Source organism: Streptomyces sp. NA02950 (assembly GCF_013364155.1).
Classification (GTDB): domain Bacteria; phylum Actinomycetota; class Actinomycetes; order Streptomycetales; family Streptomycetaceae; genus Streptomyces.
This window is the reverse complement of sequence record NZ_CP054916.1, coordinates 3379027-3400265: the sequence shown is the minus strand read 5'-3', so window position 1 is coordinate 3400265 and position 21239 is coordinate 3379027. Positions and strand designations below refer to the sequence as shown.

At 70.9% G+C, this 21239-nt stretch carries 22 protein-coding genes and 1 pseudogene; 11 read left to right on the top strand and 12 right to left on the bottom strand.

Annotated features, from left to right (window positions below):
- Positions 1–38: 38 nt before the first annotated feature.
- Together HUT19_RS14385 and HUT19_RS14380 are read right to left on the bottom strand one after the other, a co-directional pair.
- Complete coding sequence (locus HUT19_RS14385) at positions 39–2303, bottom strand: bifunctional polysaccharide deacetylase/glycosyltransferase family 2 protein (RefSeq protein WP_176180871.1); 2265 nt, start codon at positions 2301–2303, stop codon at positions 39–41.
- The gene (locus HUT19_RS14380) at positions 2300–3220 is read right to left on the bottom strand and encodes a hypothetical protein (protein WP_176180870.1); all 921 of its coding nucleotides are present in this window, start codon (positions 3218–3220) and stop codon (positions 2300–2302) included. Before HUT19_RS14380 ends, HUT19_RS14385 begins: the two co-directional genes overlap by 4 nt.
- Before the next feature lie 173 nt (positions 3221–3393).
- On the opposite strand from HUT19_RS14380, the gene HUT19_RS14375 reads away from it, so the two are divergent.
- The gene (locus tag HUT19_RS14375; protein WP_176180869.1) at positions 3394–4503 is read left to right on the top strand and encodes a chitinase; all 1110 of its coding nucleotides are present in this window, start codon (positions 3394–3396) and stop codon (positions 4501–4503) included.
- A gap of 70 nt (positions 4504–4573) precedes the next feature.
- Here HUT19_RS14375 and HUT19_RS14370 read toward each other — a convergent pair whose 3' ends face one another.
- Positions 4574–6250 carry a fumarate hydratase gene (locus HUT19_RS14370; RefSeq protein ID WP_176180868.1) on the bottom strand — a complete coding sequence of 559 codons (1677 nt, stop codon included), beginning with the start codon at positions 6248–6250 and terminating at the stop codon, positions 4574–4576.
- Positions 6251–6414: 164 nt separating this feature from the next.
- Here HUT19_RS14370 and HUT19_RS14365 point away from each other — a divergent pair, with 164 nt between their 5' ends.
- On the top strand, positions 6415–7107 hold the full coding sequence (locus HUT19_RS14365; protein ID WP_176180867.1) for a DUF1707 domain-containing protein: 693 nt from the start codon (positions 6415–6417) through the stop codon (positions 7105–7107).
- A 179-nt stretch (positions 7108–7286) separates the two neighbouring features.
- Complete coding sequence (locus tag HUT19_RS14360; protein ID WP_176180866.1) at positions 7287–7643, top strand: WhiB family transcriptional regulator; 357 nt, start codon at positions 7287–7289, stop codon at positions 7641–7643.
- A 103-nt stretch (positions 7644–7746) separates the two neighbouring features.
- Here HUT19_RS14360 and glpX read toward each other — a convergent pair whose 3' ends face one another.
- The gene (gene glpX / locus HUT19_RS14355; protein WP_176180865.1) at positions 7747–8778 is read right to left on the bottom strand and encodes a class II fructose-bisphosphatase; all 1032 of its coding nucleotides are present in this window, start codon (positions 8776–8778) and stop codon (positions 7747–7749) included.
- A 185-nt stretch (positions 8779–8963) separates the two neighbouring features.
- Between glpX and HUT19_RS14350 the strand changes: the two genes are divergently transcribed.
- Positions 8964–9521, top strand: a complete 558-nt coding sequence (locus tag HUT19_RS14350) for a DUF4245 domain-containing protein (protein ID WP_176186864.1) — start codon at positions 8964–8966, stop codon at positions 9519–9521.
- Positions 9522–9605: 84 nt separating this feature from the next.
- On the opposite strand, the gene HUT19_RS14345 is transcribed toward HUT19_RS14350, so the two are convergent.
- From HUT19_RS14345 to xseA, 3 genes are all read right to left on the bottom strand, one after another.
- Positions 9606–10196, bottom strand: a complete 591-nt coding sequence (locus HUT19_RS14345) for a malonic semialdehyde reductase (protein ID WP_176180864.1) — start codon at positions 10194–10196, stop codon at positions 9606–9608.
- A gap of 123 nt (positions 10197–10319) precedes the next feature.
- A complete protein-coding gene (locus HUT19_RS14340) occupies positions 10320–10604 on the bottom strand; it encodes an exodeoxyribonuclease VII small subunit (RefSeq protein ID WP_176180863.1) in 285 nt (94 codons plus the stop codon).
- A gap of 62 nt (positions 10605–10666) precedes the next feature.
- Positions 10667–11896 carry an exodeoxyribonuclease VII large subunit gene (gene xseA / locus HUT19_RS14335; protein ID WP_176180862.1) on the bottom strand — a complete coding sequence of 410 codons (1230 nt, stop codon included), beginning with the start codon at positions 11894–11896 and terminating at the stop codon, positions 10667–10669.
- Between the two features lie 53 nt (positions 11897–11949).
- Between xseA and HUT19_RS14330 the strand changes: the two genes are divergently transcribed.
- The gene (locus HUT19_RS14330; protein WP_176180861.1) at positions 11950–12966 is read left to right on the top strand and encodes a 4-hydroxy-3-methylbut-2-enyl diphosphate reductase; all 1017 of its coding nucleotides are present in this window, start codon (positions 11950–11952) and stop codon (positions 12964–12966) included.
- Between the two features lie 17 nt (positions 12967–12983).
- On the top strand, positions 12984–13751 hold the full coding sequence (gene ppgK, locus HUT19_RS14325) for a polyphosphate--glucose phosphotransferase (RefSeq protein ID WP_176186862.1): 768 nt from the start codon (positions 12984–12986) through the stop codon (positions 13749–13751).
- On the opposite strand, the gene HUT19_RS14320 is transcribed toward ppgK, so the two are convergent.
- On the bottom strand, positions 13648–14319 hold the full coding sequence (locus HUT19_RS14320) for a DUF6542 domain-containing protein (RefSeq protein WP_176180860.1): 672 nt from the start codon (positions 14317–14319) through the stop codon (positions 13648–13650). The two genes, ppgK and HUT19_RS14320, sit on opposite strands and share 104 nt — an antisense overlap.
- A 198-nt stretch (positions 14320–14517) precedes the next feature.
- On the opposite strand from HUT19_RS14320, the gene ychF reads away from it, so the two are divergent.
- Entirely contained in the window at positions 14518–15606 is a 1089-nt protein-coding gene (ychF, locus tag HUT19_RS14315) for a redox-regulated ATPase YchF (protein ID WP_176180859.1), read from the top strand.
- Positions 15607–16028: 422 nt separating this feature from the next.
- Here ychF and HUT19_RS44280 read toward each other — a convergent pair whose 3' ends face one another.
- The 4 genes and pseudogenes from HUT19_RS44280 to HUT19_RS14300 form a co-directional block, all read right to left on the bottom strand.
- Positions 16029–16364, bottom strand: a complete 336-nt coding sequence (locus tag HUT19_RS44280; RefSeq protein ID WP_368661693.1) for a WbqC family protein — start codon at positions 16362–16364, stop codon at positions 16029–16031.
- 116 nt (positions 16365–16480) lie between these two features.
- Positions 16481–16834: pseudogene (locus HUT19_RS44275) on the bottom strand (WbqC family protein); the annotation flags it as partial.
- Positions 16776–17465, bottom strand: coding sequence for a YdcF family protein (locus tag HUT19_RS14305; RefSeq protein WP_176180858.1), 690 nt, complete (start codon positions 17463–17465; stop codon positions 16776–16778). The pseudogene HUT19_RS44275 and the gene HUT19_RS14305, both read right to left, overlap by 59 nt.
- A gap of 13 nt (positions 17466–17478) precedes the next feature.
- Positions 17479–18561, bottom strand: a complete 1083-nt coding sequence (locus HUT19_RS14300) for a DNA-binding transcriptional regulator (RefSeq protein ID WP_176180857.1) — start codon at positions 18559–18561, stop codon at positions 17479–17481.
- Between the two features lie 120 nt (positions 18562–18681).
- Here HUT19_RS14300 and HUT19_RS14295 point away from each other — a divergent pair, with 120 nt between their 5' ends.
- Genes HUT19_RS14295 through HUT19_RS14280 form a run of 4 tightly spaced genes read left to right on the top strand, consistent with a single transcriptional unit; the run spans position 18682 to position 21197 of the window.
- Positions 18682–19089, top strand: coding sequence for a hypothetical protein (locus tag HUT19_RS14295; protein WP_176180856.1), 408 nt, complete (start codon positions 18682–18684; stop codon positions 19087–19089).
- Positions 19089–19547, top strand: a complete 459-nt coding sequence (locus tag HUT19_RS14290) for a hypothetical protein (RefSeq protein ID WP_176180855.1) — start codon at positions 19089–19091, stop codon at positions 19545–19547. Before HUT19_RS14295 ends, HUT19_RS14290 begins: the two co-directional genes overlap by 1 nt.
- A complete protein-coding gene (locus HUT19_RS14285; RefSeq protein WP_176180854.1) occupies positions 19519–20643 on the top strand; it encodes an adenosylhomocysteinase in 1125 nt (374 codons plus the stop codon). Before HUT19_RS14290 ends, HUT19_RS14285 begins: the two co-directional genes overlap by 29 nt.
- Before the next feature lie 11 nt (positions 20644–20654).
- Complete coding sequence (locus HUT19_RS14280) at positions 20655–21197, top strand: NUDIX hydrolase (RefSeq protein ID WP_176180853.1); 543 nt, start codon at positions 20655–20657, stop codon at positions 21195–21197.
- Positions 21198–21239: the final 42 nt, after the last annotated feature.

Here is a 21239-nt window from a genome sequence, read left to right as displayed (position 1 = left end):
TGTTCCCGCCGCCGCGGTACGGGGGCGGGTGAGACCGGTCACCGTACGGCTTCCCGGGCCCGCTGGGAGTCCACCTCGCCGGTGCGCTTGAGTTTCTGCCACGGCAGCAGGGCGCCGGTCGCGGCCGTGACACAGGAGTGCAGCAGCACCAGGTACATCAGCTGGCGGTAGGCGATCTGCTGGAGCGGCAGCACCAGCAGCGCCCGGCAGCGCTCCCGGTCCAGCCGGAACGCGTACGCCGCGCCCAGCAGCTGCACCAGCATCAGCGCCCCCCAGGCCAGCAGCGAACGCACCGGGTCCAGGAAGACCACGCCGTACAGGGTGAACAGGTCGATCAGCGGCGCGCACAGCGGGGTGACGATCTGGAAGAGCACCACCAGCGGCATCCCCACCCGGCCGAACCGCCCCGACGGGCCCCGGTCGACGATCGAGCGGCGGTGCTTCCACAGCGCCTGCATGGTGCCGTAGCTCCAGCGGTAGCGCTGCTTCCACAGCTGGCCGAGGGTGCCGGGCGCCTCGGTCCAGGCGCGGGCGTGCTCCTGGTAGACCACCCGCCACCCGGCCCGGTGCAGCGCGATGGTGATGTCGGTGTCCTCGGCCAGGGTGTCCGCGCTCATCCCCCCGGCATCCAGTACCGCCCGGTGGCGGAAGGCGCCGATCGCGCCGGGGATGGTCGGCATGCAGCGCAGCAGGTCGTACATCCGCCGGTCCAGGTTGAACCCCATGACGTACTCGATGTGCTGCCAGGCGCCGATCAACCGGTTGCGGTTGCCGACCTTGGCGTTGCCGGCGACCGCGCCGATCCGGGCGTCGGCGAAGGGGCGGACCAGCTCGCGGATGGTGGTCGGTTCGAAGACCGTGTCGCCGTCCATCATCACGATCAGCTCGTGGCGGGCGTGGGCGATGCCGTGGTTGAGGGCGGCGGGCTTGCCCGCGTTCGGCTGGCGCAGCACCCGGACATTGGGCAGCCCCATGGCTTCCACGATGTCGGCGGTGCCGTCGGTGGAACCGTCGTCCACGACCAGGATCTCGATCGGATGGGTGCTGGCGGCCAGCGAGGTCAGGGTGTTGGCGATGCACTCCTTCTCGTTGTACGCGGGCACGATGACGCTCACCGGGTCGTCCACCTGTTGCACCACCCGGTAGCGCCGCCGGGCCCGGCTGTGGTGGTGCCACGAGGCGAAGCCCACCATCATCAGCAGCCGCCCGGCCACGGCGGCGCCGACCAGGCCCAGTAGCCCGGTCAGACACGGCATGGCGGCCTGGGTGAGCGCCGCGGCCCAGATCAGCGTCCGGCCCTGCCAGACCCGTACGGCTCCGGCGCCGTGATTGGCGCTCCGGGCGCCGAGCGCGCCGGTGACGGTGGTGAAGGAGTAGCCCTTGTGCTGCATCCGGCCGATGTACCGGTCCAGGGCCCGCACGGTGCGGGAGCGGTTGCCGCCCGCGTCGTGGAAGAGGACGGACGCGCCCTGGGAGCCGTGGGGCGTGGCGTTCTGGACGATCTCCTTGACCGGGGGCCGCTGCCAGTCCTCGCTGTCGGCGTCCACGAAGGCGCTGATGTAGCCCTTGGCCCCGATGTGCCGCTGGACCGGCCAGGTGCGGTCGTCCAGCGCGCGGACCTTGGAGGCGTACGGCGCCCGGAAGAGCGAGCTGGTGATGCCCGCCGCGCCCGCCAGGGCCAGCTGGGACTGGGCCAGTTCGCGGTCGATCCGGCCCTGGCCCTGGTACGACAGATCGACGTGGGAGAAGGTGTGCACCCCGATCTCATGGCCCGCCTGCCGCATCCGGCGCACCAGTTCGGGGTGACGGACCACCATCTGGCCCACGACGAAGAAGGTTCCGGGGACGTGGTGCTTGCGCAGTACCGCGAGGATCTCGGGGGTCCAGCGCGGATCCGGGCCGTCGTCGAAGGTGAGCGCCACGGTCCGGGAGGGGATGGTGTGCTCGGTCGCCCTGCCGTCCCGGTCGAAGGTGAGCACCGGCCCGCCGTGCCGCAGCCGGTCGGGGACGCTCTGCGAGGGGTGCGAGCGGTGGACGCGGGCGTCATTGCCGACCTCGGCGTGCAGATAGCCGTCCAGCAGCATTCCGCACACCACCGCGAGCAGTGTCGCGAGCGCCAGCACCGTCCGGGTGCGGGTCTTGGCGACCCCGCGGCGGAACGGGCCCCGGCCGCGGAACCGGCCGCCGCCACCGCGCCCCGGCCCGGTGATCCGGGGCACGGCGCGGGGTGTGGCGGCCGGGCGGGGTGCGGGAAGTCCGCGGCGGCGCGGCCGGGGGAGTCTCGGCTGTCTGCCGAAGGTCATGACGGTGCGTCCCCGTACCGCGGGACGCCGGGCCCCTGAGCCCGGGAGGGGCCGCCCGGGTTCAGCAGGCCCTGGAGGTTCAACGGGGCTTTGGGCCGCGGGCGCTGGGGGAGCCCGGCCCCCGCCGCGGGCCGTTTGGCGGCCGGGGGCTTGCGGGACGGGAGCTTGCGCGCCGGGGGGTGCGCCGCGCCCGGTTTCGCGGGCTTGGCGGCCTCGCCGGACTCGCGGTGCCGGATGGGCTTGGCGGGTTTGCGGTGCCGGCCCGGCCTGGCGGCCTTGGGGTGCTCGGCGCGGTGGCCCGGTTTCCGTCCGGCGGGGCGGGGGTGCGCGTGCTTCCGGTGCGCGGCGCGCTTCTTGGCCGTGGAGCGGTGCCGCGCCGGGGCGTGCTCCCGGTCCCGGGCCCGAGCCCGGCCCCGGTCCTGGCCCCGTTGCTCGGGACGTACGCGGGCGGGGGGTTCGGCGGGCGCCGGGCGCGACCGGGCCGGGCCGGGGCCGTCCAGCGCGACGGGCTCGCCGAGAGCCACCGGACGCGCGGCCCGCGGTGCGTCGCGGCCGGTGTCCGCGCCGTCCTCGTGCGGTCGCGGGCCATGGTGGTGTACGTCCCGGTGCCCGTACGGCTCCCGCCGGTGCTCCGGGCGGCGCCGCTCCGGACCGCTCCCCGGCTCGTGGCCGAACGCTTCGGTGGCGGTCGGGCGCCCCGGGATCAGGGTTTCGGGCGCGAAGGCGGGACCACCCGCGAAGCCCGTCGCCAGGACCACCGAGTAGCCGAGGCAGACGGCCCCCACGACCACACCCGCCTGCCGCACCAGACGGCCGCGTCGCCCGGAGAGATCGACGAACACGGGCCCCTTCCCGGCCACTTCGGGGTGGAGGGGTCGCGAAGGCGCTCGCTCGACCACATCTGACTGAGGATCCATGAGCGAGAGGCTAGTCGAGGAAATACGACTTGAGACATATAAGTCAAACATGCGGTGTGTCATAGTTCTTTCCATTTCTCGGATATGCGAGGTTGGCAGTGGAGAGCGGCACGGGGGCGGAGTCCCCCGGTGCCCACACCCCCGAACCGGACACCGAAAGAGGAGCGAGTGCCATGAGGGCCAGCCCCCGCATGAGCGGAATCGCCGTGGCCGCCGCCGTGGTCTGCGCCACCATCGCCGTATGGGCCGGACAGCAGGAGCCGTCGGAGCCGGCGGCCCGGGTGGCACCGTCCCCGCGGAGCCCGCATCCGGCGCCACCGCCCTCCGCCGACTTCGTCCCGTACGTCAGTGCCTGGTCCGAGGCCGGGTATGACATGGCCGCCGCCGCGGGGCGCGGCATCAAGGAGTTCACTCTCGGCTTCGTCGTCGCGGGCGACGGCTGCGCCCCGGTGTGGGACGGCGGCGCCACCCTTGACGACCGGGCGCTGGACACCCGGATCGAGGCCGTGCGCCGGGCGGGCGGCGATGTCCGGGTCTCCTTCGGCGGCGCCGACGGCACCGAGCTGAGCACCGCGTGCGCCGATGTCTCCGAACTCGCCGCGGCCTACACGCAGGTGATCGAGCGCTACGGGCTGACCAAGGCCGACTTCGACATCGAGGGGGACAGCCTCGCCGACACCGCGGCGGCCGTCCGCCGGGCCCAGGCCGTCGCCCTGCTCCAGCGCACCCATGAGGGCCTGGAGATCTCCTTCACCCTGCCCGCCATGCCCGACGGGCTGACCGCCGAGAGCACCGCCCAGCTCGAGGCGGCCAGGAACGAGGGCGTCACCGTCTCGACGGTGAACATCATGGCGATGAACTACAGCGGTGAGCACACCGGCGACATGGGCGACTACGCGATCCGGGCCGCCACCGCCGCCCAGTCCCGGGTGCGCGGGGTGCTCGGACTGTCCGACGAGGCCGCATGGAAGGCCCTCGGAGTGACGCCCATGATCGGGCTCAACGATGTCTCCGGCGAGGTGTTCACGCTGGAGGACGCGGCCGGGCTGGCGCGGTTCGCCGCGGAGAAGGGGATCGGCCGGCTGTCGATGTGGTCCGCCGAGCGCGACCGGTCGTGCGACGACGTGGGTACGGACGAGTCCTCGCCCGGTCCGGCGGGATCGGACGGATCCTCGCCCGATCCCGCCGCGGCCGGCGAGGAGAGCACCGGAGCGGCCCCCGAGAACCGGTGCAGCGGTGTCGCCCAGCGGCCGGGAGCCTTCGAGGCGGTGCTGAGGGGCTGATCCGGATCACGGATCAACGGCCGGGGGCCGGGACGGCACCGCCGCCCCGGCCCCCGGCCGCGTCCGCCGGTCAGGCCCCCGTGCGCACCGGGATGCTGGTGACGAAGGGCTGCGCCGGACCCGGATCCGTGAAGAAGTCGTTGCCCTTGTCGTCCACCACGATGAACGCCGGGAAGTCCTCGACCTCGATCTTCCAGACCGCCTCCATGCCCAGCTCCTCGTACTCGAGGACCTCGACCTTCTTGATGCAGTCCTGGGCCAACCGGGCCGCCGGGCCGCCGATCGAGCCCAGGTAGAAGCCGCCGTGCGCGGCACACGCGTCGGTGACCTGCTTCGAGCGGTTGCCCTTGGCCAGCATCACCTTCGAGCCGCCGGCCGCCTGGAACTGCTCGACGTACGCGTCCATCCGGCCCGCCGTCGTCGGGCCGAACGAACCGGAGGCGTACCCCTCGGGGGTCTTGGCCGGGCCCGCGTAGTAGACCGGGTGGTTCTTCAGGTACCCCGGCATCTCCTCGCCCGCGTCCAGCCGCTCCTTGATCTTCGCGTGGGCGATGTCACGGGCGACGACCAGCGTGCCGGTCAGCGAGAGCCGGGTCTTGACCGGATGCCTGGTCAGCTCGGCCAGGACGTCGTCCATCGGCCGGTTGAGGTCGATGGCGACCGCGTCCAGGTCCGGGCCCGCGCCCTTGGTCAGCTCCTCGTCCGTGGTGTCCGGGAGGAAGCGCGCCGGGTCGGTCTCCAGCCGCTCCAGGAAGACCCCCTCGGGGGTGATCTTCGCGAGCGCCTGGCGGTCGGCCGAGCAGGAGACGGCGATGGCCACCGGGCAGGACGCGCCGTGCCGGGGCAGCCGGACGACCCGTACGTCGTGGCAGAAGTACTTGCCGCCGAACTGCGCCCCGATGCCGATCTTCTGGGTCAGCTCGAAGACCTTCTGCTCCAGCTCCTTGTCGCGGAAGCCGTGGCCGGTCGGGGAACCTTCGGCGGGCAGCTCGTCGAGGTAGTGCGCCGAGGCGTACTTGGCGGTCTTGAGCGCGTACTCGGCGCTGGTGCCGCCGACCACGATCGCCAGGTGGTACGGCGGGCAGGCGGCGGTGCCCAGCGAGCGGATCTTCTCCTCCAGGAACTTCATCATCGATGCCTCGTTCAGCACCGCCTTCGTCTCCTGGTAGAGGAAGGACTTGTTGGCCGAGCCGCCGCCCTTGGCCATGAAGAGGAACTTGTAGGCGCCGCCGTCGGTCGCGTAGAGCTCGATCTGCGCGGGCAGGTTGGAGCCGGTGTTCCTCTCCTCCCACATGGTCAGCGGGGCCATCTGGGAGTAGCGGAGGTTGAGCTTGGTGTAGGCGTCGAAGACACCGCGCGACAGGGCCTCCTCGTCGCGCCCCTCCGTCAGCACGTTCTGCCCGCGCTTGCCCATGACGATCGCGGTGCCGGTGTCCTGGCACATGGGCAGCACACCCGCCGCCGCGATGTTCGCGTTCTTCAGCAGGTCGAGCGCGACGAACCGGTCGTTGGCGCTGGCCTCGGGGTCGTCGAGGATCCGGCGAAGCTGGGCGAGATGGGCCGGGCGCAGATAGTGCGAGATGTCGTGCATCGCCTCGGCCGCGAGCCTGCGCAGCGCCTCCGGCTCGACCTTCAGGAAGGTGCGTCCGTCGGCCTCGCAGGTGCTCACGCCCTCGCTGGTCACCAGCCGATAGGGCGTCGGGTCCTCGCCCAGGGGCAGCAGATCCGTATAGGCAAACTCAGGCATTCCGGCCATTCCTCACTCGGCAGACGGCGCTGGCATCGACGACAGCGCCCATAAGCGTAGAACGGGGGCGGCGGGGCGGGCCTGTGAGGTAAGGCTCAGTCGCCTCCGCGGGTGAGCCATCGCGACCCTGGTCGCGATCTATCGCGACTGGGTACGCTGATCGCGTGGATGAGCAGCAGCCGGTGCCGTTGGCCAAGTCCCCTTCCGATTCCGCGTCCGTGGCGTCCGCGCCGGCCGCGTCCGCCCCCGCGCGTGCGCCGCTGCGCGCCTCCGACGCGGACCGCGACCGGATCGCGGACATCCTTCGGGAGGCCCTCGCCGAGGGGCGGCTCGACCCCGAGGAGCACGCGGAGCGGATCGACGCGGTCTACCGCGCCAAGACCCTCGGCGAACTGGAGCCCCTGGTCCGCGATCTGCCCGCGGCGCCGGGCCGCGTCGCCGGGCCGGAGGCGGCCCGGGGCGGGGAGGATCCGGCCTGGGCCCGTACCCCGCCCGCCGCGGAGAACCTGGTGGCGATCTTCGGCGGGGCGGCGCGCAAGGGCCGCTGGCGGGTCCGCCGCCGGACCAACGCGCTGGTGGTCTTCGGCGGGGCCGAGCTCGATCTGACCGAGGCGCTCTTCGAGCAGCGGGAGATCGTCATCCGTGCCTGGGTGCTCTTCGGCGGGGTGGAGATCAAAGTTCCGGAGAACGTCACCCTGCACGGCTCGGGCGCCGGGATCTTCGGCGGCTTCGATGTGTCCCCCTGTGACGCGCCGGATCCCGAGGCGCCCGTGGTCCACGTCGGCGGATTCGCTCTCTTCGGAGGGGTGGAAGCCCGCCCGAAGCGGGGTAAACGACTGAAGAACCTGCGGTCGTAGCCGCGCGAAGTCGGGGCGGGCGCAGGGAATTTGCGGTCGGGACAACGGTGTGCATAAGCGCGCGCACAGCGGGTAAGGCTTGGTGCATCGTCTCTCGTACGGCTGATGGGGGTGCACACGGGGCCGTACGCCGCGAGGCGGGCAAGGGTGACCACCGGAGCCGTCGTCAGGAGTAGACCGTGCTGCAACCGCATCAGCCCCTGCTGGACGCCGCCGTGCCCCCGCAGCGCATTCCCGCTCGGGATCAGGCCGGCCCCTGGCACTCGGAGGCGGTGTGCCGCCGGGACGAGGCCGGGCTGTTCTTCGCTCCTTCCAAGGAGCCCACTGCTGCGAGGCTGTCGCGGGAAGAGGCCGCCAAGCGCGTCTGCGCGCGCTGCCCGGTCATGGTCGAGTGCAGGGAGCACGCGCTGTTGCAGCCCGAGCCGTACGGGGTGTGGGGTGGGCTGACCGCGGCCGAGCGCCGGGTCGTGCTGGCCCGCCGCCGTCGCCGGGAGGCCGAGCTCCAGCGCGCCATGAGGGTGGCCGCCGCGGGCTGAGCGCTTCGGATCGCACAGGGCCGGGCCCCGCCGGGAAGGCGGGGCCCGGCCCTGGTGTGCGATGCCCGGGCGCGGGCGCCGTGCGCGCGCCCTCGGGGCGCGCTCAGCGGGCGCGCTCGAAGTCCACCGAGGCGTACGCGCGCAGCTTGGACAGCCGGTGGGTGGAGTCGATCTGCCGGATGGTGCCGGACTTGGACCGCATCACCAGCGACTGGGTGGTCGCGGTCTCCGCGCGGTACCGCACCCCGCGCAGCAGATCGCCGTCGGTGATCCCGGTGGCGACGAAGAACACGTTGTCGCCGCTGACCAGGTCGTCGGTCTGGAGCACCTGGTCCAGGTCATGGCCCGCGTCGATGGCGCGCTGCTTCTCGTCGTCGTCCTTGGGCCACAGCTTGGCCTGGATGGTGCCGCCGAGGCACTTGATCGCACAGGCCGCGATGATGCCCTCCGGGGTGCCGCCGACGCCCAGCAGCAGATCCACACCGGTGCCCTCGCGCACCGCCATGATCGCACCGGCCACATCGCCGTCGGAGATGAACTTGATCCGGGCGCCCGCCTCGCGGATCTCCTTGACGATGCCCTCGTGGCGGGGGCGGTCGAGGACCACCACGGTGACGTCCTCGGGGCTGGACCGCTTGGCCTTGGCGATCCGCCGGATGTTCACCCCGGGCGGCGCGGTGATGTCGACGAACTCGGCCGCATCCGGGCCGGTGACCAGCTTGTCCATGTAGAACACGGCCGACGGGTCGAACATCGTGCCGCGCTCGGCCACCGCGAGCACCGAGACCGCGTTGGCCATGCCCTTGGCGGTGAGGGTGGTGCCGTCCACCGGGTCCACGGCCACATCGCACTCCGGGCCGGTGCCGTCGCCGACCCGCTCCCCGTTGAAGAGCATCGGCGCCTCGTCCTTCTCGCCCTCGCCGATGACCACGACGCCGTTCATGGAGACGGTGTGCACCAGCGAACGCATGGCCTTGACGGCGGCACCGTCGGCGCCGTTCTTGTCGCCGCGGCCCACCCAGCGGCCGGAGGCCATGGCACCCGCCTCGGTGACCCGGACGAGCTCCAGGGCGAGGTTGCGGTCGGGAGCCTCGGGGCTGACCTCGAGCTGGGAGGGCAGATGATGCTCGGTCATCGGAGCGCACCTTTCTGTACGGCGACGGCCGGAGGACCCCTCTTCGCCGAAGGCGGGCGAGGAGGGAGAGGGTGCTCATGACTTTATCCGCTGATTGCGAACGTGAGCAGAGGACCCCACGCCTGAGCGCGGCCCTGTTGCGGGGCGGCGCGGCGGGATGAGGGACGATAGGGGACGTGGCAGGTATGCGAGGCAAAGAGACGGTCCGGGACATGATGCTGTCGATGGCGGCGATCGGCGCTGTCGCGGCGGGCATCTATGTCTTCCAGATCCCGCACGACGACAGCGACAAGGACGGGGGTGTCAGGACGGTCGACTACCGGGTGGAGCTCCAGACGGCCCGCCGTGCCGCGCCGTACCCGGTGGCCGCCCCCGAGCCCGGCAGCCTGCCCAAGGGCTGGCGCGCGACCTCCGTCACCTACACCCCGGCGACCGGCAGCGGCAGCGGTGGTGCCGACGGCGGCGCCGCCTGGCACCTGGGCTTCCTGGACGCGCAGCGGGAGTACGTGTCCGTCGAGCAGAGCGACGGCAAGCCGGCGCCCTTCATCGCCAACGTCACCCAGCGGGCCCGGGCGACCAAGGACACCCAGCGGATCGACGGCAAGGAGTGGGTCCGCTACGAGGGCGACAAGTACGACGCCCTGGTGTGCCGGGAGCGGGGGGTGACCACGGTGGTCACCGGGACCGCGTCCGCCGCCCATCTGACGAAGATGGCCGCCGCGCTCGAGGCCCGGAAGGGCTGAGCACGGCGGCCTGAGGGCCGCGCCCGGTTCACCGGACGGCAGCGCGGACGGACCGTGTCGGGTGGGCCGCGTCGGACGGACCTGTCAGACGCTGGTGACCACCTGGTCGAAGTCCAGACGCGGGCCGCGCGGGCGCGAGGCGTCCTCGCCCGGCTTGCCGATGTTGACGACCATGAGCGGGGTGTGGTCGCCGTCCAGGAACTCCTTCTGCACTCCGACGGCGTCGAAGCCGCTCATCGGCCCGGCGGCCAGACCGGCGGCGCGGATGCCCAGGATGAAGTAACCCGCCTGGAGCGAGGCATTGAGCCCCGCGGCCCGCTCACGGGCGGCGCGCTCGGCGAAGAAGACGTCTTTGGCCTGCGGGAAGTGCGGGAAGAGCGTGGGCAGCTCCTCGTGGAACTCATTGTCCGCGGCGAGGATCGCGACCAGCGGGGCGGTGGCGGTCTTGGGCCGGTTGCCCTCGGCCATATGCGGCACCAGCCGCTCCCGGGCCTCGGGGGTGCGCACCAGGACCACCCGCAGCGGCGACTGGTTGAAGGCGGTCGGGGCGTACTTGACCAGGTCGTAGATCGCCCGCACCTGCTCCTCGGTCACCGGCTCGTCGGTGAAGGTGTTGGCGGTGTGCGCCTCACGGAAGAGCAGGTCCTGGGCGGCGGGGTCGAGGGCGAGAGTCATGGCACAACCTTCGGGTCACGGCGACGGGATGTGATGGCGCCCTCCACCGTACCGGATTTAGATTAACTTTCAACTAAAGGGGGGTGGGATGCTCCGCATCACAGTGCGCGCCCCCTCGCGCGCTCAGGCGCCGTCGGCCCCGGTGTCCCCCGCACGCTCCCCGGCGTCCGCCCCCTCGGCCTCCTCCGTGCCCGACTCGGCCAGCGCCGCGTCCAGCCGCGCCCGCGCCCCCTCCAGCCAGCGACGGCAGACCTTCGCCAGCTCCTCGCCGCGCTCCCACAGCGCGAGCGACTCCTCCAGGCTGGTGCCGCCCGCCTCCAGCCGGCGCACGACCTCGACCAGCTCGTCCCGCGCCTGCTCGTAGCCGAGGGCCGAGGTGTCGTTCGCCTTCTCGTCCGTTTTCGCCATGCCGCACACCCTATGCACAGGGACCGACACCGGACGGGCCGTCCGGTCAGCCGCCCTCCGCCTCAGCCGCCCTCCGCCGAAGGCCCGCCGAGCGCCCGGACCGCGAACTCGCCTTCCGCCACCCGCGCCCTCAGCTCCTCGTCCCGCGCCACCTCGTCCGCCGACCGCACCACCGAACCGTCGGCGTGCTGGAGCACCGCATAGCCGCGGCGCAGGGTGGCGGCGGGGGAGAGGGCCACCACCCGGGCCCGGGTGTGCGCCAACTCGGATTCGGCCCGGTCCAGCAGATGGCCCAGACAGCGGCGGCCGCGCTCGAGCACCGCGGCGATCTGCTCCTCGCGCTCGTCCACCATCCGCCGGGGCTGCTGAAGACACGGCCGGGCCAGCGCCACCGAGAGCCCCCGCTCCTCCCGGTCCAGCAGCCCGTGGACACTGCGCAGCGCGCGCTCCCGCAGCTGCTGGATCCGCAGCAGCTCCTCGCCCACATCCGGGACGATCTTCTTCGCCGCGTCGGTGGGAGTGGACGCCCGCAGATCGGCCACCAGGTCCAGCAGTGGGGAGTCCGGCTCATGGCCGATCGCGGACACCACCGGCGTACGGCACGCGGCCACCGCCCGTACCAGCTGTTCGTCCGAGAACGGCAGCAGGTCCTCCACACTGCCGCCGCCGCGCGCCACGACGATCACATCCACCTCGGGCAGCGCGTCCAGCTCCTTGACCGCCTCGATCACCTGCGGCACCGCATGCACGCCCTGCACCGCCACATTGCGCACCTCGAAGCGGACGGCGGGCCAGCGCAGCCGGGCGTTCTCCAGCACGTCCCGCTCGGCGGCCGAGGCCCGCCCGCACACCAGCCCTATCAGCTGGGGGAGGAACGGCAGCCGCTTCTTGCGGTCGGCGGCGAACAGCCCCTCGGCCGCCAGCGCCTTCTTCAGCTGCTCCAGCCGCGCCAGCAGCTCCCCGACCCCCACCGGGCGGATCTCGGCGGCCCGCAGGGACAGCTGACCGCGCGGGGCGTACCACTCCGGCTTGGCGTGTACCACCACGCGCGCGCCCTCGGAGACCGTGTCCGCGATCCGGTCGAAGACGGCCCGGAAGCAGGTGACGGTGAGCGAGATGTCGTAACTGGGGTCGCGCAGCGTCAGGAACACCACCCCCGCCCCGGGACGCCGGGAGAGCTGGGTGATCTGCCCCTCCACCCACACCGCCCCCAGCCGGTCGATCCATCCCCCGATCAGCCGGGACACCTCGCCGACCGGGATCGGCTCCTCCGCGGACGTGTTGACAGCCATGACCGCGAGCGTATCGGCCGCCGCTGACAGGACGGTGGGTCGTCGCCCCTACGATGGGACTCATGACTGCAACCTCCGCCCGCCGGGTCCTGCTCGCCGCCCCGCGTGGCTACTGCGCCGGTGTCGACCGTGCCGTGATCGCCGTCGAGAAGGCCCTGGAGCAGTACGGCGCGCCGATCTATGTGCGCAAAGAGATCGTCCACAACAAGTACGTCGTGCAGACCCTGGAGAAGAAGGGCGCGATCTTCGTCGACGAGACGGAGGAGGTGCCCGAGGGGTCGATCGTGATCTTCTCGGCCCACGGTGTCGCGCCGGTCGTCCACGAGGAGGCCAAGCAGCGGCAGCTGGCCACCATCGACGCCACCTGCCCCCTGGTGACCAAGGTCCACAAGGAGGCCGTCCGGTTCGCCAAGGAGGACTACGACATCCTCCTGATCGGTCACGAGGGCCATGAGGAGGTCATCGGGACCAGCGGTGAGGCGCCCGACCACATCACGCTGGTCGACGGCCCGGGCGATGTGGAGAACGTCGAGGTCCGCGACGAGTCCAAGGTCGTCTGGCTCTCCCAGACCACCCTGTCGGTGGACGAGACCATGGAGACGGTGGACGCGCTCAAGGAGCGCTTCCCGCGGCTGATCAGCCCGCCCAGCGACGACATCTGCTACGCCACCCAGAACCGCCAGACCGCGGTGAAGCAGGTCGCCGCCGAGTCCGACCTCGTCATCGTCGTCGGCTCCAAGAACTCCTCCAACTCGGTGCGGCTGGTCGAGGTCGCCCTCGGCGCCGGTGCCAAGGCCGGTCACCTCGTGGACTACGCGAGCGAGATCGACGAGGCATGGCTCGAGGGTGTGTCCACGGTCGGGGTGACCTCGGGTGCCTCGGTGCCGGACGTGCTCGTCGAGGGCGTCCTGGAGTGGCTGGCCGAGCGCGGCTTCGGCGATGTCGAGGTCGTCCAGCCCATGGAGGAGAGCCTGACCTTCTCGCTCCCCAAGGAGCTGCGCCGTGATCTGCGGGCCGAGGCCGCGGCCACCTCGACGGGCGGCTCCTCGACGGGTGGCGCGGAGCGGTGACCGCCGGGGGCGGTGCCATGGCGCGGCTGTTCGGGGTGGACATCGGCGGGTCCGGTATCAAGGGCGCGCCGGTGGACCTGGACCGCGGCGATCTGGCCGAGGAGCGCCACAAGGTGCTCACCCCGCATCCGGCCACCCCCGAGGCGGTCGTGGACGGGGTGGTGGAGGTCGTCCGGCACTTCGACTGGTCCGGGCGGCCGGTCGGGGTGACCTTTCCCGGGGTGGTGACGGACGGCACGACCCGTACCGCCGCCAATGTCGACAAGAGCTGGATCGGCACCGATCTGGCCTCGCTGCTCCGCGAGCGGCTGGGCTGCCCGGTCACCGTGCTCAATGACGCGGACGCCGCCGGGGTCGCGGAGATGACCTTCGGCGCGGGTCAGGGGCGTCGGGGCACGGTCATCCTGCTCACCCTGGGCACCGGCATCGGCAGCGCGGTCTTCACCGGCGGCACGCTGGTGCCCAACACCGAGCTGGGCCATCTGGAGCTGCACGGCCACGAGGCGGAGAAGCGCGCCTCGACCAAGGTCAAGGAGGACCACGACCTCAGCTGGGAGCACTGGGCGCAGCGGCTGCGGAAGTACCTGGCCCATCTGGAGATGCTGTTCTCGCCCGAGCTGTTCGTGATCGGCGGCGGGGTGAGCCGCAAGGCCCACAAGTTCCTGCCGCTGATCGGGGACATCAGAGCCGAGATCGTGCCTGCGCAGCTCCAGAACAATGCGGGGATCGTGGGGGCCGCGATGGCCGCGTCGGCCGCCTCGGCCGCTGCCGACGGCGCTGGCTGACCAGGGTCGCCCGGCGCACCAGCACGATCAGCACGGTCAGCAGCGTCCCGGAGTAGAGCCACCCCGCGTGCAGCGAGAGCACGGTGAACACACCGACCGCCTGGCTGCCGAACCCGTCGCCGCCGTCGTTGATCGGCAGCAGCCCGGCCGTGAACGCGAGCGGCACCGTCACCGGTCCCGCCAGAAGATCGGCCGGGCGTACCCACATGGCGCAGGCCGCGCAGGCGAACAGGAAGAACCAGCTGTACACAGCGGGTGAGCCGGAGAAGAGTAACGCGTCCAGACAGCCGAAGCCCAGCATGATCAGCGTGGTCAGCAATCCGGTGCCGAGCCCGGTGAGCCGGGGGTTCGGCCAGCTCAGTCCGCGGCCGCGCAGGCCGGAGAGCGCCGTGGCGGCGGCGGCGAGCGGTCCGGCCCGCCGGGCGGGCGCCCGCGCCGGACGTGACGCCCGGTCCGCGCCGCTCCTGCCCGGCCCCCTGCCGCCTCGGCCCGTATACGTGTCGTCCGCGGCCGGGCGGGGCGGCGGGGCGGCCGTCCGGCGGGGCGTACGTGTGCTGTAGTGCTCCACCCGACCAACGTAGGTTGCCGGAGGGCGGTAATCCGCCCTTGGACACGCCCTTCGCAGGACCTTGGCAGTGTGTTCGACCGATTGTCGGCCCGGGTGGGTGATCGGAAGCGGCCCCGTAGACTGGTGGACCGGCCCCCGTCAGGGGCCACGTCCCTGTCACCACATCCCCGCTACGGGAAGCTACGGGAAGTCGCCAACGTGTCGCTCACGATCGGAATCGTCGGTCTGCCCAATGTCGGCAAGTCGACCCTGTTCAACGCCCTGACCAAGAACGACGTGCTCGCGGCCAACTACCCGTTCGCCACCATCGAGCCCAACGTCGGTGTCGTCGGCGTCCCGGACCCCCGGCTCGACAAGCTCGCCGAGCTCTTCGGCTCCGCCCGCAAACTGCCCGCCACCGTCGACTTCGTCGACATCGCCGGGATCGTGAAGGGCGCCTCGGAGGGCGAGGGCCTGGGCAACAAGTTCCTGGCGAACATCCGTGAGTCCGATGCGATCTGCCAGGTCATCCGCGCCTTCAAGGACGAGAACGTCGTCCACGTCGACGGCAGGATCTCGCCCAAGAGCGATATCGAGACGATCAACACCGAGCTGATCCTCGCCGATCTCCAGACCATCGAGAAGGTGCTGCCCCGCCTGGTCAAGGAGTCCCGGATCCAGAAGGACAAGCAGGCGCAGGTCACGGCGGTCGAGGAAGCCAAGGCCATCCTCGAGGAGGGCCGCACCCTCTTCTCCGCGGGCATCGTCCAGGGCAGCGAGCGCGCCGCCGTCCTCCACGAGCTGCACCTGCTGACCACCAAGCCCTTCCTGTACGTCTTCAACGTCGACGAGGACGAGCTGACCGACGACTCCTTCAAGGCCGAGCAGCGCGCCCTGGTCGCCCCGGCCGAGGCGATCTTCCTCAACGCCAAGCTGGAGGCCGACCTCGCCGAGCTCGACGACGACGAGGCCCTGGAGCTCCTCCAGTCCGTCGGCCAGGACGAGCCGGGCCTGGCCACCCTCGCCCGCGTCGGCTTCAACACCCTGGGCCTCCAGACCTACCTGACGGCAGGCCCCAAGGAGTCCCGCGCCTGGACCATCAAGAAGGGCGCCACGGCCCCCGAGGCCGCCGGTGTGATCCACACCGACTTCCAGAAGGGCTTCATCAAGGCCGAGGTCATCTCCTTCGAGGAACTCGTCGCGACCGGCTCCGTCGCCGACGCCCGCGCGGCGGGCAAGGCCCGTATGGAGGGCAAGGACTACGTGATGCGCGACGGGGATGTCGTGGAGTTCCGCTTCAATGTGTGATTGATCAACGGAAGGGCCCGCTGACCTGCACTGGAGCGGTTAGCGGGCCTTTTCGCTCCGCGCAGGCTCCCCATGATCTTGAAACGCCTTGTCGACGGCCTGCCTGGTCCGCTCCTCGGAGTCCGGGAACCAATGGCTGTACGTGTTCAAGGTTATCGCCGCGTTGGTGTGCGCGTTGACCTGTTCCACGGTGAGCGGCACAACCTGCCGACGCGGCACCGGGGCGGACCGCCCCGTCACCCCGGCTGGTCTCGAAAGATTCCACACGCCGTGCGCTCTGCAACGCGGAGCCTGTACCGCAAGCCATCTTGCAGTTCGAGCATGCTGAGTTGCCGGAGCTTTTCGCTGTGTGCAGGGGAGGGCGATTGGCCGCAGTCGCTCCTGCCCCCGCTGTTCCTACCGCTGCGTTATAGCGGCTGGCCCTATGCGTGCGGCTCGGCTGCGCCTTGCTGTGCTGAGGCCACGCTGCGCAGGGCCTCAGCAAGGCTGCTCGGCCCGATGGACGCGAGCGCCCACAGCGCACTGACTTCGCGGGCGAACTGCCAGACGGGGGCAACGGCAGGGGTGCGGAAGGGCACAACAGCGATGCGGCGTTCGGCGAACGGCTCGACCTCGAGGTATCGCATTCCCCCCGTACCGCAGAGGTAGACCGTGCTGCCCGTCGCCGCGGCGAGGTCGGCGAGGCGTTGCGAGCGCCCGTCGCGGGCCGGTAGAGCGCTGCTGCGCAGGACCTCGCCGCGCCAGCCCAACGACGACAACAGGGCGAGGGCGGAAGCCTCGGTGACGTCCGCTGTGTGGTCGGTCGCCCGAAGCGATCGAGAACGGGCTCGAGGACCTCCTGTACGGCGTGCCAGTGGTGGCTACGGCCGTAGTGCTGGCGGACGAGCGCGGCAACCCGGCGCCGGCATCTGAGGGGCTCGGCGAGGCGCGCCTCGAGGATCAAGGTCGAGCGTCCTCGGGGGAGGTGCGTGGACAACGACAGCCACTGTCGGGCGCGGGGCTCTCTCAAGCTGGCCAGTCGGGCGCGGTGCTGATAGTCCCGTCGCGCGAACTGCACGTCGTCGAGGACGATCCACCGGTCGGCCGCGTACAGTTTCGCCAGCGTGGACAGCCGCGGGAACAGGTTCGGCTGATGGATGGCGCACACCGCGCCCGGCAGTGCAGGCGGCTCAGGACTTGAGGAGTCGGGTGTCGAATCCGGCGCGCAAGAGGCGCTCGTAGGCGGCATGGACATCATCGGGTACTTCCTGCTCGATGGCGAAGCCCAACTTCGGGTACTCGATCACTCGTTGCAGGTCGCCGACCATCGTGTCGATGACCAACTTCTCGTCGCCGATGCTCTTCACGTAATCGGCGAAGTCCAGAGGATCGGAAGCACACACAGCCTCGACCTCGGGCCACACCTTGCGGCACGTCGCATAGGCGCGCCGCTCCATGTACGGCATGGCGATCAGCATCACGGACTCGACCTCGACGCCGGCCCCACTCAGGACCTCACGCGAGAACGCGATGTTCTGCCCGGTGTTCCCGGCGTTGGGCTCGAGGAGGATCGCGTCGTCGGGTACGCCCAGGTCGAGCGCGTGCTCACGGAAGTGCACGGCCTCGCCGCGAGGGTAGAGGGCTGCCGTGGTCGGACTGTTGCCGCCGCTGAACACGAGCACGGGGAACAGACCGGCGTGGTACTGCTTGGCCGCGAACGTCGCGGCTCCGAGATCGTGGCTGCCGAGGCAGATCGCTGCCGAGCAGGGGCGCGGCTCGTGCCCCATCTGGTGGTAGGCCCAAATCAGCTTGGCGTCGTGCCACTGCGCATCGGTGATCTCGTGCTGCTCGCGGTCCGGCACTGATACTCCCTGGTTCATCCTCGCTGGTCACTTACCTCGACAGGACAGCCGACGGGCCATCGCAGGACCGCCGGATGCCCTCGATGCTGCGAAGCTGGTGGCTCAATCCGTATTGCCTCGCCACCTGCGCCGCGTCGTCGAGGACGGAAAGCCCATCATCTCGGGTGGCGGGGTCGGACAGAAGGATGTGCCCGTGTGCGGTGTCCAGACGCACATGCTGCATGGGGGAGTCGACCGTACCGGTAGAGCGTGCGATGTCGATGTACTGGAGTGCTCGCGTAAGGTCGCCGGCCCCGCGGTAGGCGAGGGCGATCTTCTGGTGAGCGACAGACCAGTCCTCGGGTTCCGCGAGATCCTCAAAAGCGTGGTTGGCGGCCGCCATCACCTTGACCGCGTAGCCGTTGTTGCCGTTCTTGCTGAGCGCCGTGCCCACCCACAGCCGGGCTCGGGCGCGGTCGCGCCCGCTCAGCCGCTCGTCGGTCGCCAGCCGCTCGTACTGTCGGGCAGACATCTCGAGCTTCCCGGACATTTCGTCGACCACGGCGAGCGACAGCTCGATCTGCGCGACCCGGCGAGGGATGTCGAGCTCGGCGAACAGGCTGCGTGCGGTGTTGTACGAGTGGTGTGCAGAGAGGGGGCCGAGGGTCGCGCCCTGGTCCCGTTGCAGGTCGCCGAGGAGGACGAGCGACCGGCCGTAGAGGTACAGGCCCTTGTCGTCGAGCGCACGCGGGTTGTGGCTGCCGAGCCAGCGGTTTAACAGGTGTGAGGCGAACGAGAAGTTCTGACGACTCAGACACACGATGGCGCGGTCGAGGTCCTCCGTCCATGTCTCGTAGTCCGCTGAGCGAACTGGGCTGCGCCCTGCCCGGCCGTCCATGGAACGGGAGAGCAGCGCCTCGAAACGGCCTCGCGCCAACATGTCAGCATGTGCGAGCGCCGTGTCGAGGATGGCCTGCGTATCCGGCCGGGGAACGGTGTCCGCACCGAGCTTCTCCCACTTCGCCACGGTGCGCAGAGCGACGCCCAGGTGCTCAGCGAATGTGCGCGTACTCATCCGGAGCGCAGCGCGCAGGGCGCTCGCTTCGCGGCCGGTCCACTGCTGCACGCTGATCACGGGCTGCCTCCCTCTTGTCACGTATGGAAGCACGCTGCGTGGTGGCTGCGGTCCGGAAGTGCAACGGAAGTGCAACGACCGGTCATTTCGAGGCCGTTGGTCCGCCACGACGCTCGAGCCATGGAACAGATCACAGAGCAACGACCCGTGAACGGCCCCCATGTGTATGGCTACTTGCGTCGCACGAGCAGCGAGGCCCGGCATGCTGCCCTTGCCGACTCCCTCGTCGAATACTGCCGACAACACGAGCTGACGCTGTGCGGCCTCTTCACCGAGTGGGGAACGATCGCCGAGGTACGGTCGGCGGCTTTCGTGGGGTTGCTCGACGTCCTCGCGCTGCCGGACACGTACGGCGTTGTCCTGCCCGCTCGTAGCCACCTCGGGCCGAAACGCATCGTTGTGGAGCGCGAACGGCAGATAGCCCAGACGAACGCGCGCCTGATCGTGGTCCGCTCCGCCAAGCCGAGGCACGGCGATCTGCGCCCCGTCGACGCTGGCCCTGTGGCCCGGCGGAAAGGGGGCGTCTGATGTCCCTGCGGGAGGCGCTGCGCGCCGCGCCGCTCGTCGAGGACGTCCCCGGTGTGCACTTGCTTGCGATCGGCCACGCATGGGACGTCGTACGGGTGTCCGCCGATGCCGGATTCCTCGCGCTCGCACGGCTCAGAACGGCCGAGGAGCGGCTCGGCCCGGTGCTCTACGACCGTCCGGGCGAACGCCTCTACTTCGCCGTTCCAACCGGCAGCCGAGGCGCGTGGGACGGCTTGCCGGCGCGGCTGCTGTGCAAGGGCTCATGGCTCGTCGCCCCGAACCCGTACCGCTGCGACGAGTGGTTCGGCGGATGGTGCGAGTTGCCCGACGACGAGAGGCTCACCGCCCCCGAGGCCCTGCGCCGCGCCCTTGAGCAACCACAGATCGACTCAGCACAACCCGTGATCGTCGCAAGGGAGGAGAGGCAGAATGGAAACCTTCGAACGTGCTCGTCTTGACGCCTACTTCGGGCGCATCGCTACGCGGTTCGCTCCCCAGGAACGCCCCGCATCCTTCCTGATCACGCACCTGTTGCCGGAGCGCCCGGCGTTCGTGCGGGGCGTGGCGAGCGTGACCGACCTGCGGGCTGTACTGCCCAAGCCGAAGTCCGTACAGGCCGAGGCCCGGCACCAGATCGAGGCCGACGGGCACGCGTGCGACAGGCTGACGCGCGAGATGTTCGCCGACCCCGAACGCGCCGTGCGGTACGTCGAGGCGCGCGCCGCCGGCCGCCCGGTCGCGCTGCTCGACGTCGGCGGGTACTTCGCCCCGGCCCTCGACGCGCTGTGCGATCGCTTTTCGGGTCGCGTCCTGGGCGTGGTCGAGGACACCGAGAACGGGCACAAGCGGTACGCCGAGCGCGACAAGCTGCCCTGCCCGGTCGTCTCCGTGGCCCGCTCGCCGCTGAAGGACCCCGAGGACTTCCTCGTCGGGCAGTCCGTGGTGTTTTCCACCGAGGCCCTGATGCGCAGCCGCGGCGACATCCTGCACGGCCGTACCGCGCTCGTGATCGGCTTCGGCAAGCTGGGCGGCTCCATCGCCCGCCTGTTGCATGCCAAGGGCGTACGGGTGACCGTCTACGACATCGACCCCGTGCGCCGCACACAGGCCCTCTCGCAGGGCTTCACGGTGGCCCGCGACCGCGCGAGCGGTCTCAAGGACGCCGGGCTCGTACTGTGCGCGACCGGTTCGCTGGCGTTGCGCGGCGAGGACTTCCCGCGGCTGCGCAACGGTGCGTACGTGGCGACCGTGACCAGCAGCGAGGACGAGCTCGAGCTCAACGGCCTGCCGGACATCTACGAGCGTGCCCACATCGGCGAGCACGTCACCCGGTACCTGACGACCGGCCACTACTTCTACCTGCTCAATGGCGGTAACGCCGTCAACTTCCTGCACGGCGCCAGCGTGGGACCGTTCATCTTCCTCGTGCAGGCCGAGATACTCGCGGCTTCCGCCATACTCGCCCGCGGCGAGCTGGGCCCCGGTATGCACGAGATCAGCCCGACCGACCGCGCAGCCATCGCGGCGACGTGGCTCGACTACTTCAACCGATAGGAGACCTGCCCGTGCCCATCACGGCCGAGCACATCCGTGAGACCGTCGACAACTACCTCGACGCTCACCCCGATGAGAAAGGGACGCTGGCGCCCATCCTCGACCTTCTGGACGCCGCGGTTGACCTGACCTCGCGGAAGGAGTTCCGGGGGCACGCCACGGCGGGTGCGATCCTCGCCGACCCCGCCGGCCGCGTGCTCCTCATCCGGCATCTGGCTCTCGACCGCTGGTTGCTGCCTGGCGGACACCTCGAGGCCGATGACGCCCGGCTCGTCGACGCGGCGCAGCGCGAGCTCACGGAGGAGACCGGCATCCCCGCGTCAGTCGTCGTCCCGGCAGGGCTGCGCCCGCTCCACATCGATGTGCATCCCATCCCGGCGAACGATGCCAAGGGCGAGCCCGAGCACCAGCACGTCGACTTTCGGTTCCTCTTCCGGACCTCGGCCGATGTCGGCGAACTCCAGACCGAGGAGGTTACGGCCGCAGCGTGGCGCGATGCCGAAACCCTCGCGGATGAGGCGCTGCGCAGCCGCGTCATGAAGGCCCTGCGCTGACCAGAAGACAGGCCGCTGCGGTGCTGCGTTCCCCTACGCGCG

Excerpts from the sequence above, each read along its gene's own strand:
- HUT19_RS14385 (WP_176180871.1), bottom strand. The coding sequence starts at position 2,303 with ATGACCTTCGGCAGACAGCCGAGACTCCCCCGGCCGCGCCGCCGCGGA.
- HUT19_RS14380 (WP_176180870.1), bottom strand. The coding sequence starts at position 3,220 with ATGGATCCTCAGTCAGATGTGGTCGAGCGAGCGCCTTCGCGACCCCTC.
- HUT19_RS14375 (WP_176180869.1), top strand. The coding sequence starts at position 3,394 with ATGAGGGCCAGCCCCCGCATGAGCGGAATCGCCGTGGCCGCCGCCGTG.
- HUT19_RS14370 (WP_176180868.1), bottom strand. The coding sequence starts at position 6,250 with ATGCCTGAGTTTGCCTATACGGATCTGCTGCCCCTGGGCGAGGACCCG.
- glpX (WP_176180865.1), bottom strand. The coding sequence starts at position 8,778 with ATGACCGAGCATCATCTGCCCTCCCAGCTCGAGGTCAGCCCCGAGGCT.
- HUT19_RS14350 (WP_176186864.1), top strand. The coding sequence starts at position 8,964 with ATGCGAGGCAAAGAGACGGTCCGGGACATGATGCTGTCGATGGCGGCG.
- HUT19_RS14345 (WP_176180864.1), bottom strand. The coding sequence starts at position 10,196 with ATGACTCTCGCCCTCGACCCCGCCGCCCAGGACCTGCTCTTCCGTGAG.
- HUT19_RS14340 (WP_176180863.1), bottom strand. The coding sequence starts at position 10,604 with ATGGCGAAAACGGACGAGAAGGCGAACGACACCTCGGCCCTCGGCTAC.
- xseA (WP_176180862.1), bottom strand. The coding sequence starts at position 11,896 with ATGGCTGTCAACACGTCCGCGGAGGAGCCGATCCCGGTCGGCGAGGTG.
- HUT19_RS14330 (WP_176180861.1), top strand. The coding sequence starts at position 11,950 with ATGGGACTCATGACTGCAACCTCCGCCCGCCGGGTCCTGCTCGCCGCC.
- ppgK (WP_176186862.1), top strand. The coding sequence starts at position 12,984 with ATGGCGCGGCTGTTCGGGGTGGACATCGGCGGGTCCGGTATCAAGGGC.
- HUT19_RS14305 (WP_176180858.1), bottom strand. The coding sequence starts at position 17,465 with ATGAACCAGGGAGTATCAGTGCCGGACCGCGAGCAGCACGAGATCACC.
- HUT19_RS14295 (WP_176180856.1), top strand. The coding sequence starts at position 18,682 with ATGGAACAGATCACAGAGCAACGACCCGTGAACGGCCCCCATGTGTAT.
- HUT19_RS14290 (WP_176180855.1), top strand. The coding sequence starts at position 19,089 with ATGTCCCTGCGGGAGGCGCTGCGCGCCGCGCCGCTCGTCGAGGACGTC.
- HUT19_RS14285 (WP_176180854.1), top strand. The coding sequence starts at position 19,519 with ATGGAAACCTTCGAACGTGCTCGTCTTGACGCCTACTTCGGGCGCATC.